Genomic DNA, 13,615 nt, shown 5'->3' on the forward strand with positions numbered 1-13,615 from the left:
TTCACCGATCAGATATCCGCTCTGTGTCCCCAACATCTAACCCGGTCCGACCCTAGCTCGGAACCCGTTATTCGGAACCGAAACAGACGGAAGGAAATCAACTCATCCTATCAACAGCCATGAGAGCGGTGTGCCTCGCGCGACCGCGCGATTCACGGCCTTACCCAAGACCTGATCGAGAATTCCGGGAGGAAGTCCTAGTCCAGGCCGGATCGCACGCACGTTGTCCGGGGTCAGGACGTCGCCCGCCTTCAGGTCTGCGGTGATATAGAGCGAGCGCCTGAACTGCAGCGACTTGCGCTCGGCTTCGGTCGGCCCGTAACGCACCTCGCCCAGCGCCTGCCAAGCGCGCTCGGTCTCAACTACCAGCTGCGCCATTTCATGCGGTTCCATCGAGAAAGTGGCGTCCACGCCGCCTTCGCTGCGATCCAGCGTGAAGTGCTTCTCGATCACGGTTGCGCCCAGCGCGACGCTGGCCACCGACACGCCCACACCCATGGTGTGATCGGACAGCCCCACCTCGCAGCCGAACATTTCGCGCAGGTGCGGAATGGTGCGGATATGGGTATTGGCCGGCGTGGCCGGATAGGTGCTGGTGCATTTAAGCAGTACCAGATGACGGCAGCCGACTTCGCGGGCGGCGCGCACGGTCTCGTCCAGTTCGGCCAGCGTGGCCATGCCGGTGGAAATGATGAGCGGCTTGCCGGTGGCCGCCACGCGACGGATCAGCGGGAGATCTGTATTCTCGAACGAGGCGATCTTGTAGCACGGCACATCCAGCGATTCGAGAAAATCGACCGCGCTGTCATCGAACGGCGTGCTGAACGGAATCATGCCCAGAGCTTGCGCGCGCTCGAAGATGGGCGCATGCCACTCCCACGGCGTGTAGGCCTCGCCGTAGAGCTTGTAGAGCGAGGTACCGGCCCACAGGCTGTTCGGATCGGCGATGTGGAACTCGCGTTCGTCCAGATCCAGCGTCATCGTGTCCGGCGTATAGGTCTGGATCTTCAGCGCGTGCGCGCCCGACTTTGCCGCGGCTTCGACGATGGCCAGCGCCCGGTCGAGCGACTGGTTGTGATTGCCGGACATTTCGGCGATCACGAAAGGGGCGGCGCCGGCGCCTATGGTACGGCCGGCGATTTGGAAGGCATCAGTCATCTGGATGGATTCGCTTGAGAAAGCGCGCGGCGTCCGGGCGATAGCCCGCAGACAGGAACATGTGACGGGACGGCGCGTTGTCACCAGCCACTTCGGCGCGAATCTTACACACCCCGGCCGACCGGTCGAGCGCCAGCCAGCGTTCGGCGGCGGCGAGCAAGTCGCCGCCCGCCCCGGCGGCGTGTTCGCCTGGGGCGAGATAGATTGACACCTCGGCCTCGTCACCGGTCAAGTCGAAACGCACCACACCGACCGAAACACCGTTGCGCTCGCCGACCAGCAGCCTTCGGTCGGCGCGCGCCAATGTGTCGGCCAGCCACGCGTCATGCACCGGCCGCGGAATCGGGTCGCTGTTACGTGACACCTTGCGCACCGTCTCGCAGTTGCGCCACGCGAAGAGAGCATCTGCATCGTCTGCGGAGACGCGACGCAGGGTGACACCGGAGCAACCGAGCGCACGGCATACTCTTGCGACACCGGCACCATCGACCGCAGCCGCGCCGACGGCGGACAGCGCGCGCAGCAGATGGGGGCTGTCGCACAGCGCAGCGATGTGTCGCACCAGCACCTCGTCGTCGTGACTAACCTGCGATGGTGCATGCAACAGACCCGCATCGGCGGCGGTCGCGACCTGCTCGCGCTGGTTCTCGGCCAGCGGCCACACTAGCGCCGGCAGCCCGGTGCAGGCTCGTTCCCAGACCGCAGTGCCGCCAGCGCCGATGGCCAGATCGGCCGCCGCCATCAGCTCCGCCATACGGCCCGTCTGAACATAACAACTATAGCCTGCCTGCGTGCAGGCCGCCTCGATGCCGGCGCGATGCGGATGTGCGGCACCGATCACCACATCCACCTCTACCCGCGCGGGCAGCGCGCGCGGAAGTAGCCCGATCACGCGGCCGGTCTGGTTGGCCGCATCGACTCCACCAAAGAAGACCAGCAACCGCCGCACTGAGCCGTCACGTGATCGGCCGCGCACAGCGGCGAACCCCGGACGCAGCAGCGCATAACGCGGACCGAGCAGCTGACGAGTCACTTCGGGCACCCGTCGCGCGTACCGGAGCGCCATGTCCGGGTATAGGTTCTGGTCGAGCAGCAGATCGCAGTCGTGATCGCGGTCCGCCAGATCATCGATCACCATGATGCGAGGAGCCAACTCACGCAACACGCGCTCGCAGCGCGCATCGAGCGCGTAGTGATCAACTATAAGCCAGTCAAAGCTCCGCACGCCCACCGCAACCCTGACGTCTGAAACATCCTTTCGCCACCCGGTTCCAAGCCAATCTGCGTGAGCCGTGCGCTCGCCATCGTCATCCGTGATCCGTGGTGAAAGCTCCGGAAGTCGAATCACTTCATGGCCTTCTCGGGCCAGATGATCAATGAGGTCTCCCGGCTGCTGCCGTGCAATGAATGTGGTCTGTGCTCCGCGTGCTCTCAGCGCATCCGCAAGCGCGAGACATCTCATCACGTGCCCCGTCCCAATCAACAAGGATGCATCAGTCCGGAAGGCGACGCTAAAGGAGTCAGCGCTTTTCAAACAACCACCAAGTGATGTCGTCGAACCCGGCCTTGTCATACAGGTGGCCCCAAAGGAACCCATAATCAACAAGCGTCACATCGAAGTTCTCGATGAACAGCTTTCCGAAATCACGCTTGAAGAGCATGTTCATCTGACCGCGGTACTCAATTGAAACAGGCGTCCTGTTGAAGTACTCGCCCATCAATATGTAGCGTCGGGAGTAATGGAACATCCGACGCATGTGATCCAGAAGCTGATCCGGGTTGATGTGAATCAGCACCCCCATGGTGAAGACCAGATCGAACGAAGCTGGCTCGAAACCTGAATCGAGGATTGCCCCGTTGAATGCATGATCAAATCGATGCCGTGCCGTCACTGAGCTGAATGCCGGCTCGCTGATTTCAATGACGGACGGCGTGGCGTCCGGCAGAGCGGTCTTGAGCTGATCGACGTTACGACCGATATTGCAGCCGCACTCGAGATAATTGCCGACGTCAGCACTGACCTTCGACAGCATGGTCCGCCATGCCTGAGCTCCGAGCTCATGGTCGAACGCCTGGTTGTTTCTGATGTAGTCCTCGGCGTATTTGTTCGCCCAGAAATCTTCCTGCTCGGTTTTTGTACGGGCCATCACTTAAGTCTCCCCTCCACACCGGAAATCAAATCGAAAACCTTCCTAAAGTCTGCTTCAGTATCGATATCGGAAACCTGATCGTCAGGCACCACGGCTCCCCGGAGCCGTGACCCATAGAAAGTCCGGTCAGCAAGAAACGGCTGCCGGCGCCCCCAGTAAAACGTACCGTTGCTCACCACGAGATCAGGCTGGAACTGCGACTGCACCCCCCTCCACTCCGGCCACATGTAGGTGAGATAACCGGCTTCATCTGCCTTGAGCGCCTGAACCGGCGGATGTTCGTAGCGGGAGACGCCCATGACGTAATCCGCCTTGGGTTCTGCCTCCAGCAGCGCATGTGAGGCCTGCAGCGTCTCCGGTTTCAGCAACACAGCCGTTGCGTAGATGCAACAGAAGACATCGATCGAAGGAAGTGCCTCCAGGGCATGCAGACACACCTGCGCGACGGTCGACCGGTCGCCGGCGATCGAATCCGGACGCTCGATGACCGCCGCTCCGAACTCCCGTGCGACACGGGCGATATCAGCATCCTCGGTCGATACGCAGACCTGGTCGAACAGCCGGGACGCATGGGCGGTCTCGATCGCATACGCCAGCATCGGCTTGCCAGCGAGATCCAGAATGTTTTTTCTGGGCAGGCGCTTCGAGCCACCGCGCGCCGGAATGACCGCTACCGTGGACATCGGCGTCAGATCACCCGGAAGGTCAGGCTGGGCTCATCCAGCGCCGGGTCACCGGTCTTTTCCGGCGGGTTGGCCGGGTTGTAGTACATGCGCCGGTTCTCGTCCGAGAAAGTCCGGTCCGCCTCGGGTGCAGGCGCCACGCGGGCTTTCTCTTCCGCCTCTCCAGCGGGGTGCCGGGAGACGGCGTCGAGAACCTGCCACTCGCCGGTCTCGCTCTTCTTCCAGATACGCGCGTCGCGCATGGGTTCTACCCAGTCATAGAACTGGCTCTTGGTGATGCCCAGAAAGTCGCAATAGGTCTGGAGGGTGGAGGGCTCTCTGGCGTCATATCGCTTGACCATCTCGATACCCTCCTCACGGGTCATCCGACCGTGGCGGATTTCCATGCTCCCATCATCGGTTGCGCGCCCGTACCCGAACTTCAGATACTTGAGAAAGTCGTGAACATCATTGGCGTGGTCTTCGATCTTGCTGTGAAGATTGAAGGAGCGCTCCCGTTCGTATGCGATGGGTTCGAACCCCCACTCTTTCATCACGATGTCGGCCTGCGCCTTTGCGTTCCAGTAGATGAAGTTCGAGAGGTAGATGCCGCGCACCTCGACCCGCGCAATATCTTCGTCAGAGGGGTAGATGTACGGCGCGATATCCTGTTCCGTGATGCCCCCGTGACCCACCAGATCATGCGGTTCATACCCCCGCATGTCGTGCTCCTTACGGGTCCAGCGCGTGAACTCGACGAAGTCCTCGAGTGACACGATGCCCGTCAGCTCCGCGAATCCGTGTTCACCCCATACGATCAGCGGAATATTGCGCTCAACGGCAACCTGGAAAGGGTAAGTCCGGATACCGGCGTGGTAGTGCCAGGTCAGGTCACCGACTTTCTCAAGCATGTAGCGCGAAATGCGGCGGACTGAATCCAGGCCCGCGGTATAGCGGACGAAATCGCACCCGGACTTCTCGACGAGGTTGTAGAGATTCCGGTTGCCCGCCGGCGTGTTGAAGGCGTGGTTGAAGGTCACGAGCAGGGGATTCATGCCGTACTTTTCCTTCAGCAACCAGACCTGATAGTGCGAGTCCTTGCCGCCGGAGACGGGAATGATGCAGTCGTGGCTGTTGCCCCGTTCCCTGGCCATCCGCTTCGCTTCATCGAGAATCCGGACCAGCATGGCCTCGCGTTCGGCCCAGTCGATATCCAGCTGCTTGCTGCGGCTCTCATGGTAACGACAGCCGCTGCACACACCCTCTTCGTCGAAGATGATGGTCGGGCGTGCATTCTCGGGATACAGACATCGGGCGCAGTATTTCACGGGCTTTCTCTCAGATTGCAATGTGGGAAGGAGCAGGTACGACCGGCGACGGGATCAGCCCTGTGGGCGGCTGGTCGGGGCAGGCGTCTTTGCCGTCGCCAGAGACTGGCCCTGCTGCCGGACCGGAACACCTGCCTTGGCGAGGTGGGTTTTGGCTTTACGCGTACTTTGCTCGGTGTAATGGAACAGATTGGCCACGGCGACGGCCGACGCTCCTGCGTCAATGCCCTCGACCAGGTGATCCCATGTGAATACGCCGCCAAAGGCGATGACCGGCACGGAGACCGCGGCGCAGACCTTCCTGATGGAGTCGAGGTCATATCCCCGGCGGGCGCCGTCGTGGTCCACCGAATTGAACAGTATCTCTCCGGCGCCGAGCGCTACGGCCCTCTGCGCCCATTCTTCGGGCGTCTCGTGGATTACGCGGGAGCCACGGTCAACCGCAACGAAAGGCCGACCCGATTCGTCCCGCTTCACGTCCATCGAGGCGACGATGCACTGACTGCCGTAGCGCCTCGCCAGGCGCGTCACCAGTTCCGGATCATCCGCGAGCAGGGTATTCACCGTGAGCTTGTCGGCACCACTTCGCAACAGGCGCTGCGCATATGCCTCGGTCGTGATCCATCCCCCCGCAGTCAGAGGTACGAAGCACTGCCGTGACACCCGCTCGACGATCTGCGCAAACTGATCGACGCTGTCCGCGTCGCGACTCACGTTGATCATCACGATCTCGTCGACCGCCCATTTGTTGAAAGCTTCCATCGCATGCACCGGATCGTAGTGAATGACGTTCGTATGCTTGAACCGAACGCTCTGCACCACCTGACCGTCACGCAGGATGAGAACAGCTATCAGGCGCTTTTTCAGCATGCCATCTCCAGATAGTTCTTCAGAATGGCAAGTCCGAACTCCTGACTTTTTTCCGGATGAAATTGGATGCCACGCAGGTTGTCGCGCTGGATCATCGAATGGAAGCGGACGCCATACTCCGTCGTGGCGAGAACATCGGCGGGATCACTGCAATGCACGTGGTAGCCGTGTACGAAATACGCATCACTTCCAGAGACCAGCCCGGTGAGCAGTGGATCCTGATGTCCGAAATCCACCCCATTCCAACCCATGTGCGGCACCGGCAAGCCTTCGGCGGGCACGAAAGGCCGTACCTCCGCATCAAACCAGCCAAGTCCTTCCCAGTCGCCACCCTCCTTCGAGCGTGCACACATCAGCTGCATGCCCAGACAGATGCCGAGAATCTGCGTACCCGACCGCCGGCACTCATTCAATGAATCCGCCAACCCGGTATTGCGGAGGCAATCAATCGCCTCGCTGAACGCCCCGACGCCGGGCAGGATGATCTTGTCGTACGCAGCCAGCGCTTCAGGCTCGCTGACCACGACGACACGACCACCTACGTGCTCGATGGCGTTTTGCACCGAGCGCAGGTTGCCCATGCCGTAGTCCACGACAGCTGCGGTAGCGGACGTCATGCGCCGAGGTCGCTCCATTCCAACCGCTGCCCCGCCGCCTTGGCACGGACGAGCGGCCTCGAGAGCACCTCGGCCAGGCGGTCGGGAGGAATTCCGGTTCCCGGGCGACGGTAGTCAATATCCGCTTCGCTTAGCACATGCCCCTCGGGCAGGTCATGCGCAAGATGCAGGCTGCGCCTGATCGCATCGCGCTTGCGTTTCTCCACATCGGACAGAATGCGACGCGTGCTTCCAAGAGCCACCTCAATCTCCCGCACGATCTCTACGAAACGCCCCATGTCCTGCGGCTCCAGCGACATGATGTGCTCGACTGACCGCGTGGTCCGGTCTTCGGTAATGGTCTTCTCGAGCATGTCGGCGCCTATGGTGAGCGCCGCAATGTCCATATCCCAACCGGGGCTGTGATCCGAGAAGGCAACCGGACAGCCGAAAAGCCGCTTGATCGTCGGGATGGTGCGCAGATTGATGCTCTCGACCCGTGCAGGATAGCCCGACGGACAGTGATGAATGACGATCTGGTCATTGCCCTCCGCCCGGATCGCATCAACCGCGATCTCAATTTCTCCGAGCGACGCCATCCCTGTATCCAGCTGGATGCACAGACCCGTGCGTGCCGCATAACGGATGAAGGGCAGATGATTCACGTCTGCCGAGGCGATCTTGATCGACTGACACCCGATCTCCACCAGGAAATCGACATCATCGTAGAAGCATGCGGTGGCGAAGAACGCGAGCCCCAGTTCGTCACAGTGCAGCTTCAGGGCGCGCCACTCGTCGCGACTCAGCGCCCGGCGCATGAGGATATCGCGCAGCGGTTCGGTGACCGTCTCGGTCGCACCGCTGACGCGATCGGTCAGCACATCGTAAGTGAACGGCAGCGACGGATCCGCCACCAGTCGCATGGGGTCGAAGACCTGAAACTTGATGGCGTTGCCGCCAGCGGCCTTGGCATGGCGTGCCAGCCGCTTCGCCGACTCGAGACCCTGATGCGTAGGACCTGCTTCAAAGGTCACGAAGCAGGGCTCGTCACCGCCGATGCCCATGCCGTTGATCTCTACGCGGGTAGCGCGTTCTTCCATGGTGGTGAATCCTCTCTGTATCAGGTCAAACACTCTTGCAGGACGCGCACCACGGTGTCCTGCTCTTCGTCTTTCAGGCCCGGGAACATCGGGAGAGAAAGCGCCTCCGCGTAATAGCGCTCTGCAGAGGGGCAGTCACCGTCCACAAAACCGAGTTGCCGGTAATATGGCTGAGTATGGATTGGGATGTAATGCACATTGACCCCGATTCCGGCAGCCCGCAGACCATCAAAAACGGACCGGCGCGAGGCATTCGTTCTCGTGGGATCAATCCGAATAACGTAGAGATGGAACGCCGAGTATCCATCCGGGTGCAGCCAAGGCGTCACGACCGGCAGATCGGCAAGCATCGCATCGTATCTCCGGGCGCGGTGATGCCGCGCTGCGACGAAACCGTCCAGGCGACGTAACTGGCTCTTTCCCAGTGCGGCCTGCATGTCCGTCATGCGGTAGTTGAAGCCCAGAACTTTCTGCTGGTAGTACCACGCGCCGTGGGATTCCCCGATCATCTGTTCAGACTCACGCGTGATGCCGTGACTGCGCAGCATCTGCATTCGCTCCGCCAGTTCAGGATTCGCGGTCAGCGCCATACCCCCCTCACCGGTCGTGATGATCTTTACCGGGTGGAAGCTGAATACGGTGATGTCGCTGTACCGGCAGTTCCCGATCGACTCGTCACGGTATCTTCCGCCTACCGCGTGCGATGCGTCCTCGATGACCTTGAATCCGTATCGGTCACTGAGCATCCGTATTGCAGCCATGTCACAGGGCTGCCCGCACAGATGGACCGGAATCACGACCTGGGGCAGTCGACCGTTTCGCTCGGCGGCCGAGAGCTTCTCAGCCAGCGCGTCGACGCTAAGGTTGTAGGTCTTGGGATCGATGTCGACGAAATCGACGTCCGCGCCGCAATAGCGTGCGCAGTTCGCACTCGCCACGAAGCTGATGGGGCTGGTCCAGACGAGATCACCTGCACCGACACCCAGTGCAAGACAGGCGATGTGGAGCGCTGACGTGGCACTGTTGACCGCCACCGCATGCTCGACGCCGCAGTACTCGGCCATGTCCCGCTCGAAGGCCGGAACGGCGGGCCCCTGGGTCAGGAAGTCGGAGCGGAGCACTCGAACGACCTCTTCGATATCGTCCTCACTGACCTCCTGCCGACCATACGGAATGAAGCTGCTCATATCCGCCCCACTTTTTCCCGGTTCGCATGAATCCACGCGCGCAGGGCATCCACGCTCATCCAATCGCCGTTATTGTCCGACGAATACGTGAAATCAGGCGCCACCTTCACGCCATCGTTGATACGCCCCGGGTCTTCGCTCCACTTGTGAATGGCGGGGAGTATCTTGTAATGATCGTCGTACTCATAGGTGTGCGGCGCATCCTCGGGGCCGATCATCTGTTCATGCAGCTTTTCGCCCGGGCGGATGCCCACGATGTCGTGCCGCGCCTCGGGCGCGACCGCATGCGCGATGTCGGTGATGTTCATCGACGGAATCTTCTTCACGTAGATCTCGCCGCCCACCATGTCGTCAAAGGCATGCCAGACCAAATCCACGCCCTGCTCAAGCGTGATCATGAAGCGCGTCATGCGCGGATCGGTGATCGGTAGAACACCCTTGTCGGCGATCGACAGGAAGTAGGGAATGACCGAGCCGCGCGAACCCATCACATTGCCGTAACGCACCACCGCAAAGCGGGTGTCGTTACCGGCAGCGTAGGAGTTGCCAGCCACGAACAGCTTGTCCGACGCCAACTTGGTGGCGCCGTAAAGGTTGGCCGGGCTGCTCGCCTTGTCGGTCGACAAGGCCACGACACGCTTGACGTTCTGGTCGATGCAGGCGTCGATCAGATTCATCGCGCCGATCACATTGGTCTTGACGCACTCGAAGGGGTTGTACTCCGCGGTCGGCACGATCTTGGTGGCAGCGGCATGCACGACGTAGTCGACACCATGCAGCGCACGGGAGAGGCGGTCCTTGTCGCGGACGTCACCGATGAAGAAGCGCACCCGCGGATCGTCGCCATAGAGCTTGGCCATTTCCCACTGCTTCATCTCGTCACGCGAGAAGATAACCAGACGTCGCGGGTTGTAGCGAGCCAGCGTCATCGGCACGAAGGTATAGGCGAAGGAACCGGTTCCGCCGGTCACCAGGATGGATGCGTTGGTCAACATGGAGTCAGTCCAAAGAGGGGACGGCCTCGTCGGCCGTACGGACAAGATTAGCGAGCACTTCAGCAGGGATACCGATCTGCACCACACGGCCATGTTCGAGTTGGCAGAGCCGGTCGCAATGTTCTACCGTACTGAGCCGATGTGCGACGATCAAGATGGTCTTCTGGCCCTGCAGCGCGGTAATCGCCTTCATCACCTCCGCCTCGGTACCCACATCCAGGGCACTGGTGGCCTCGTCGAGCACGAGGATGGGTGGATCCCTGTATAGCGCCCGTGCGATACCGATACGTTGCCGCTGCCCCCCGGACAGTCGCACGCCGCGCTCACCCACAAAGGTTTCCAGCCCTGCTGGCAGCGAAGAGACCAGCGCGTCCAGTTGCGCAAACCTTATCGCACGCGCAACTGCCGCGTCGTCGATCTCGTCCTCCGGCACCCCGAAGGCCACGTTACGGCGCAGAGAGTCGTCAGTCAGATAGATCGATTGCGGAACATAGCCGATCTGTCGGCGCCAACTCTGGAGATCGGCATGGATGTCCTGCCCGTCCGTTTCCACCCATCCGCTGGTCGGTTCAAGCAGTCCGAGCAGCAAATCCACGAGCGTGCTTTTTCCCGATCCACTGCTTCCGACAATACCGAACATTTCCCCGGCACTGACCTCCAGATTCACGGAGGAAAGCGCACCGGTTGAAGTCCCCGGATAGCTGTAACTGAGATTTCGGAGCCTAAATGACCTTGTGAAACGTACGCACGCATCGGCTACATCCCCACCGCTGCGCGTGACGACAGCCGCTTTCGCGAGTTCCGCGTACATGAGATCCAGCACCACACGCCCATAACGCAAGCCGTTCAGGGAAGTCAGCACCCGATTGACAGAAGGCATCAGCCGGAACGCGGCGCTCGCAAAGAGGCCGACCGCTGCCGCAATTTCCGGAGGAGTCTTCCCTTGTAAGAGCAGCACAGCAACGAGAACGGCAACACCCAGCACACCTACGAACTCCAACCAGAGTCGCGGCAATTGCTGCAAGACGAGCTGCCTCCCCCCGACACGCGCCATGACTTCGTTATGAAACGCGAACTGTTGCAAAAAGGTCGGCGACCTCCCGAGCATGAGAACGTCCTTGATCCCTGACAACCCCTCCTGGATCAGTTGCAGGCGCTTGCCATCGTGAGACTGTCTCTCCTTGCCCCAGCGGGCCACCCGCTGACGTGAGTAGCGCAGGAAGAGCAGTGACGGAATTCCCGTGACCATCGTCACAAGCAATGCGCCCAAGGGCTCCAGGTAGAAAAGCAGACAGGAAATGCCAACGAGCACAATCGTCTCGGTGATGAGCAACAGACCAGGAACAAGAGCATGGCTACAGAAAAAGGAAGCTTCTGTCGTGACATTCCGGATCAGTTGCGCCGAGTTGTTCTGAAGATGAAAAATATAAGGTTGGTTCAGATAACGGGAGAACAACTTCTTCGCGACTCGCGCCTGCACGGCAAAAGCGAACGCCGCTTGCCTCCACGCTAGAAATGCCAGAAAGACGTTCTTCAGGAAATAGATGGTCGCCATTGCAATTACTGCGCCCAGCAACAACATCGATCTGGACGGATGCCCGAAGAACTCCAGCACGGCGGCAAGCCCGGGGCTATAGCTGGCGGGATCGTCCTGCATCAGCACCACCATCACCGGCACCACCAGACCCACGCCCAATGTTTCCAACGCCATGCCGACCAGCATCAACAGGAACAGCCCGCCTGCAACTCCGCGCTGGTCAGGGTCGAGCACCGCGAACACCTTCCGCGCCACGGAGAGCCGAGGCCTGATTTCGCTCATTGCCGCCCCTCGTCCCGAAAAGCTTCGCCGGCCTGCGCGCTCATGCGGCGCGCCTCGACCTGCAACTCCTCGATCTCCGAACGCAGCGTTTCGTACTCCTGCAGTTTGTGCTTCAGATAGCGCAGCGACACCCGCGCCTTCTCCTCGAAGCCGGCGGGCGTCAGGAAATACATGTAGGCGAGCTTGTTGCGGCTGTTTCGGAAGTTGCGCGCCTTGACCAAGCCACGCTCGATCAGCGCGTTGAGGCAGAAATTGACCTTGCCGACGCTCATACCCAGCGCCTGCGCGAGCTGTCGTTGCGACAGTTCGGGCTTCGCTTCCAGCAATTTCAGCAGGCGGTATCGGGTCTGTTCGTCGAGCATCGTGCGTTCATTGATTGAACGCGCGAATTACACACGTAGCCGCCTTCACTGTCAATTCGGCCGACATCCGCCTGCTATGCTCGCGCCCTCATGATGCGCGCCCTCTATACCCTGATCTGGCTGCTCGGCCTGCCCTTCGCGCTGCTGCGCACGCGGCTGCGCGGCCAACGCGAACCAGGCTATCTGGAGGACATCCGCGGGCGTCTGGGCTTGGGCCCTCGTCCGCCCTCGCGTCCGACCTTATGGCTGCATGCCGTATCAGTCGGAGAGACCCGCGCGGCGGCACCACTGCTGGCCGCCCTTCGTTTCCGCTATCCGGAACATCGGATCCTGATCACGCAAATGACCGCCACCGGCCGAGCCACGGCTCGCGCGCTGTACGGCGACTTCGCCGAGTTCGCGTGGCTGCCGTGGGATCTGCCCTGGGCACAGCGCGCCTTCCTGCGTCGCTGGCGACCCGCCCTGGGCATCGTGATGGAAACCGAGATCTGGCCGAATCTAGTGCGCGAATGCCGCCGCGCCGGCGTGCCGACCGTGCTGGCAAACGCCCGAATGTCGGCGCGCTCGGCCGCACGTTACGCACGGCTGGGCGGCTTCGTACACGCGGTGTTGCGCGATTTCTCCGCACTTGTCGCGCAAACCGCCGAGGACGCGGCGCGGTTGTCCGCGCTCGGCGCACCGCGAGTTGCTGTCGCCGGCAATCTGAAGTTCGACATCGAACCGCCGGCCAGCCAGCTCGACCTCGGCAGAGCTTGGCGCGCAGGCGTGGGCCCGCGCCGGGTACTGCTGCTGGCAAGCACCCGCGAGGACGAGGAAGCGCCGCTGCTGGACGCCCTGCTGCCGGCGCTTCCGTCCGACGTTCTGATCGCTCTGGTTCCGCGTCACCCGCAGCGCTTCGACGAGGTCGCCGACGACATCCTCTCTCGCGGCCTGACGCTATGTCGGCGCAGCTCCGGCGCGTTTCCTGACACGAACACCCGCATATGGCTGGGTGACGCGATGGGTGAAATGTTCGCTTGGTATACGCTGGCCGACCTCGCACTTATCGGCGGGAGCTGGCAACCGCTGGGCGGACAGAACCTGATCGAAGCGTGCGCCGTGGGTTGCCCGGTCGTTATCGGGCCGCACACATTCAATTTTACGACGGCAACCCTTGACGCCATCGACGCGGGTGCCGCGATCAGAGCGACTGACGAGGCGAATGCCGCAGCCATCGCTCGCGCGCTGCTGAACGACCCCGAGCGGCGGCAGTGCATGGCGACCGCTGCACACACATTCGCCCGCGCGCACCGGGGAGCAACCGTACGTACGCTGCAGGCGCTGGAAGCGCTGCTTCCCTCAAGCGGGAACGATTGACACACATGGGCGATAATTCGCCCCTGACTTCC

Annotated in this window: 13 protein-coding genes; 1 reads left to right on the forward strand and 12 read right to left on the reverse strand. The window is 61.4% G+C overall.

Features of this window, described 5'->3' with window-relative positions; genetic code table 11:
• Positions 1-102: 102 nt before the first annotated feature.
• From pseI to METFAM1_RS0112855, 12 genes are read right to left on the reverse strand one after another with little or no spacing between them, the layout of a single operon-like run.
• Positions 103-1,158, reverse strand: coding sequence for a pseudaminic acid synthase (pseI, locus tag METFAM1_RS0112800; RefSeq protein ID WP_019915701.1), 1,056 nt, complete (start codon positions 1,156-1,158; stop codon positions 103-105).
• A complete protein-coding gene (gene pseG, locus METFAM1_RS0112805; RefSeq protein ID WP_027490917.1) occupies positions 1,151-2,692 on the reverse strand; it encodes a UDP-2,4-diacetamido-2,4,6-trideoxy-beta-L-altropyranose hydrolase in 1,542 nt (513 codons plus the stop codon). The genes pseI and pseG overlap by 8 nt, the downstream gene beginning before the upstream one ends.
• On the reverse strand, positions 2,679-3,305 hold the full coding sequence (locus METFAM1_RS0112810) for a pseudaminic acid biosynthesis-associated methylase (protein ID WP_019915703.1): 627 nt from the start codon (positions 3,303-3,305) through the stop codon (positions 2,679-2,681). Before METFAM1_RS0112810 ends, pseG begins: the two co-directional genes overlap by 14 nt.
• On the reverse strand, positions 3,305-3,991 hold the full coding sequence (locus METFAM1_RS0112815) for an acylneuraminate cytidylyltransferase family protein (RefSeq protein ID WP_019915704.1): 687 nt from the start codon (positions 3,989-3,991) through the stop codon (positions 3,305-3,307). The genes METFAM1_RS0112810 and METFAM1_RS0112815 overlap by 1 nt, the downstream gene beginning before the upstream one ends.
• Positions 3,992-3,996: 5 nt before the next feature.
• Positions 3,997-5,298, reverse strand: a complete 1,302-nt coding sequence (locus METFAM1_RS0112820; RefSeq protein WP_019915705.1) for an N-acetyl sugar amidotransferase — start codon at positions 5,296-5,298, stop codon at positions 3,997-3,999.
• A gap of 54 nt (positions 5,299-5,352) precedes the next feature.
• Complete coding sequence (gene hisF, locus METFAM1_RS0112825) at positions 5,353-6,168, reverse strand: imidazole glycerol phosphate synthase subunit HisF (RefSeq protein ID WP_019915706.1); 816 nt, start codon at positions 6,166-6,168, stop codon at positions 5,353-5,355.
• On the reverse strand, positions 6,162-6,785 hold the full coding sequence (gene hisH, locus METFAM1_RS0112830) for an imidazole glycerol phosphate synthase subunit HisH (RefSeq protein WP_019915707.1): 624 nt from the start codon (positions 6,783-6,785) through the stop codon (positions 6,162-6,164). Before hisH ends, hisF begins: the two co-directional genes overlap by 7 nt.
• Entirely contained in the window at positions 6,782-7,864 is a 1,083-nt protein-coding gene (locus tag METFAM1_RS0112835) for an N-acetylneuraminate synthase family protein (protein ID WP_019915708.1), read from the reverse strand. Before METFAM1_RS0112835 ends, hisH begins: the two co-directional genes overlap by 4 nt.
• Before the next feature lie 20 nt (positions 7,865-7,884).
• Positions 7,885-9,051: a UDP-4-amino-4,6-dideoxy-N-acetyl-beta-L-altrosamine transaminase gene (pseC, locus tag METFAM1_RS0112840; protein WP_019915709.1), complete on the reverse strand. Its 1,167-nt coding sequence runs from the start codon at positions 9,049-9,051 to the stop codon at positions 7,885-7,887.
• Positions 9,048-10,046 carry a UDP-N-acetylglucosamine 4,6-dehydratase (inverting) gene (gene pseB, locus METFAM1_RS0112845; protein ID WP_019915710.1) on the reverse strand — a complete coding sequence of 333 codons (999 nt, stop codon included), beginning with the start codon at positions 10,044-10,046 and terminating at the stop codon, positions 9,048-9,050. Before pseB ends, pseC begins: the two co-directional genes overlap by 4 nt.
• 4 nt (positions 10,047-10,050) lie before the next feature.
• Positions 10,051-11,865: an ABC transporter ATP-binding protein gene (locus tag METFAM1_RS0112850; RefSeq protein ID WP_019915711.1), complete on the reverse strand. Its 1,815-nt coding sequence runs from the start codon at positions 11,863-11,865 to the stop codon at positions 10,051-10,053.
• Positions 11,862-12,227: a MarR family EPS-associated transcriptional regulator gene (locus METFAM1_RS0112855; protein WP_019915714.1), complete on the reverse strand. Its 366-nt coding sequence runs from the start codon at positions 12,225-12,227 to the stop codon at positions 11,862-11,864. Before METFAM1_RS0112855 ends, METFAM1_RS0112850 begins: the two co-directional genes overlap by 4 nt.
• Before the next feature lie 90 nt (positions 12,228-12,317).
• Here METFAM1_RS0112855 and waaA point away from each other — a divergent pair, with 90 nt between their 5' ends.
• Positions 12,318-13,583, forward strand: a complete 1,266-nt coding sequence (gene waaA / locus METFAM1_RS0112860) for a lipid IV(A) 3-deoxy-D-manno-octulosonic acid transferase (RefSeq protein ID WP_019915715.1) — start codon at positions 12,318-12,320, stop codon at positions 13,581-13,583.
• Positions 13,584-13,615: the final 32 nt, after the last annotated feature.

This window comes from Methyloversatilis discipulorum (assembly GCF_000527135.1).
Taxonomy (GTDB): Bacteria; Pseudomonadota; Gammaproteobacteria; order Burkholderiales; family Rhodocyclaceae; genus Methyloversatilis; species Methyloversatilis discipulorum.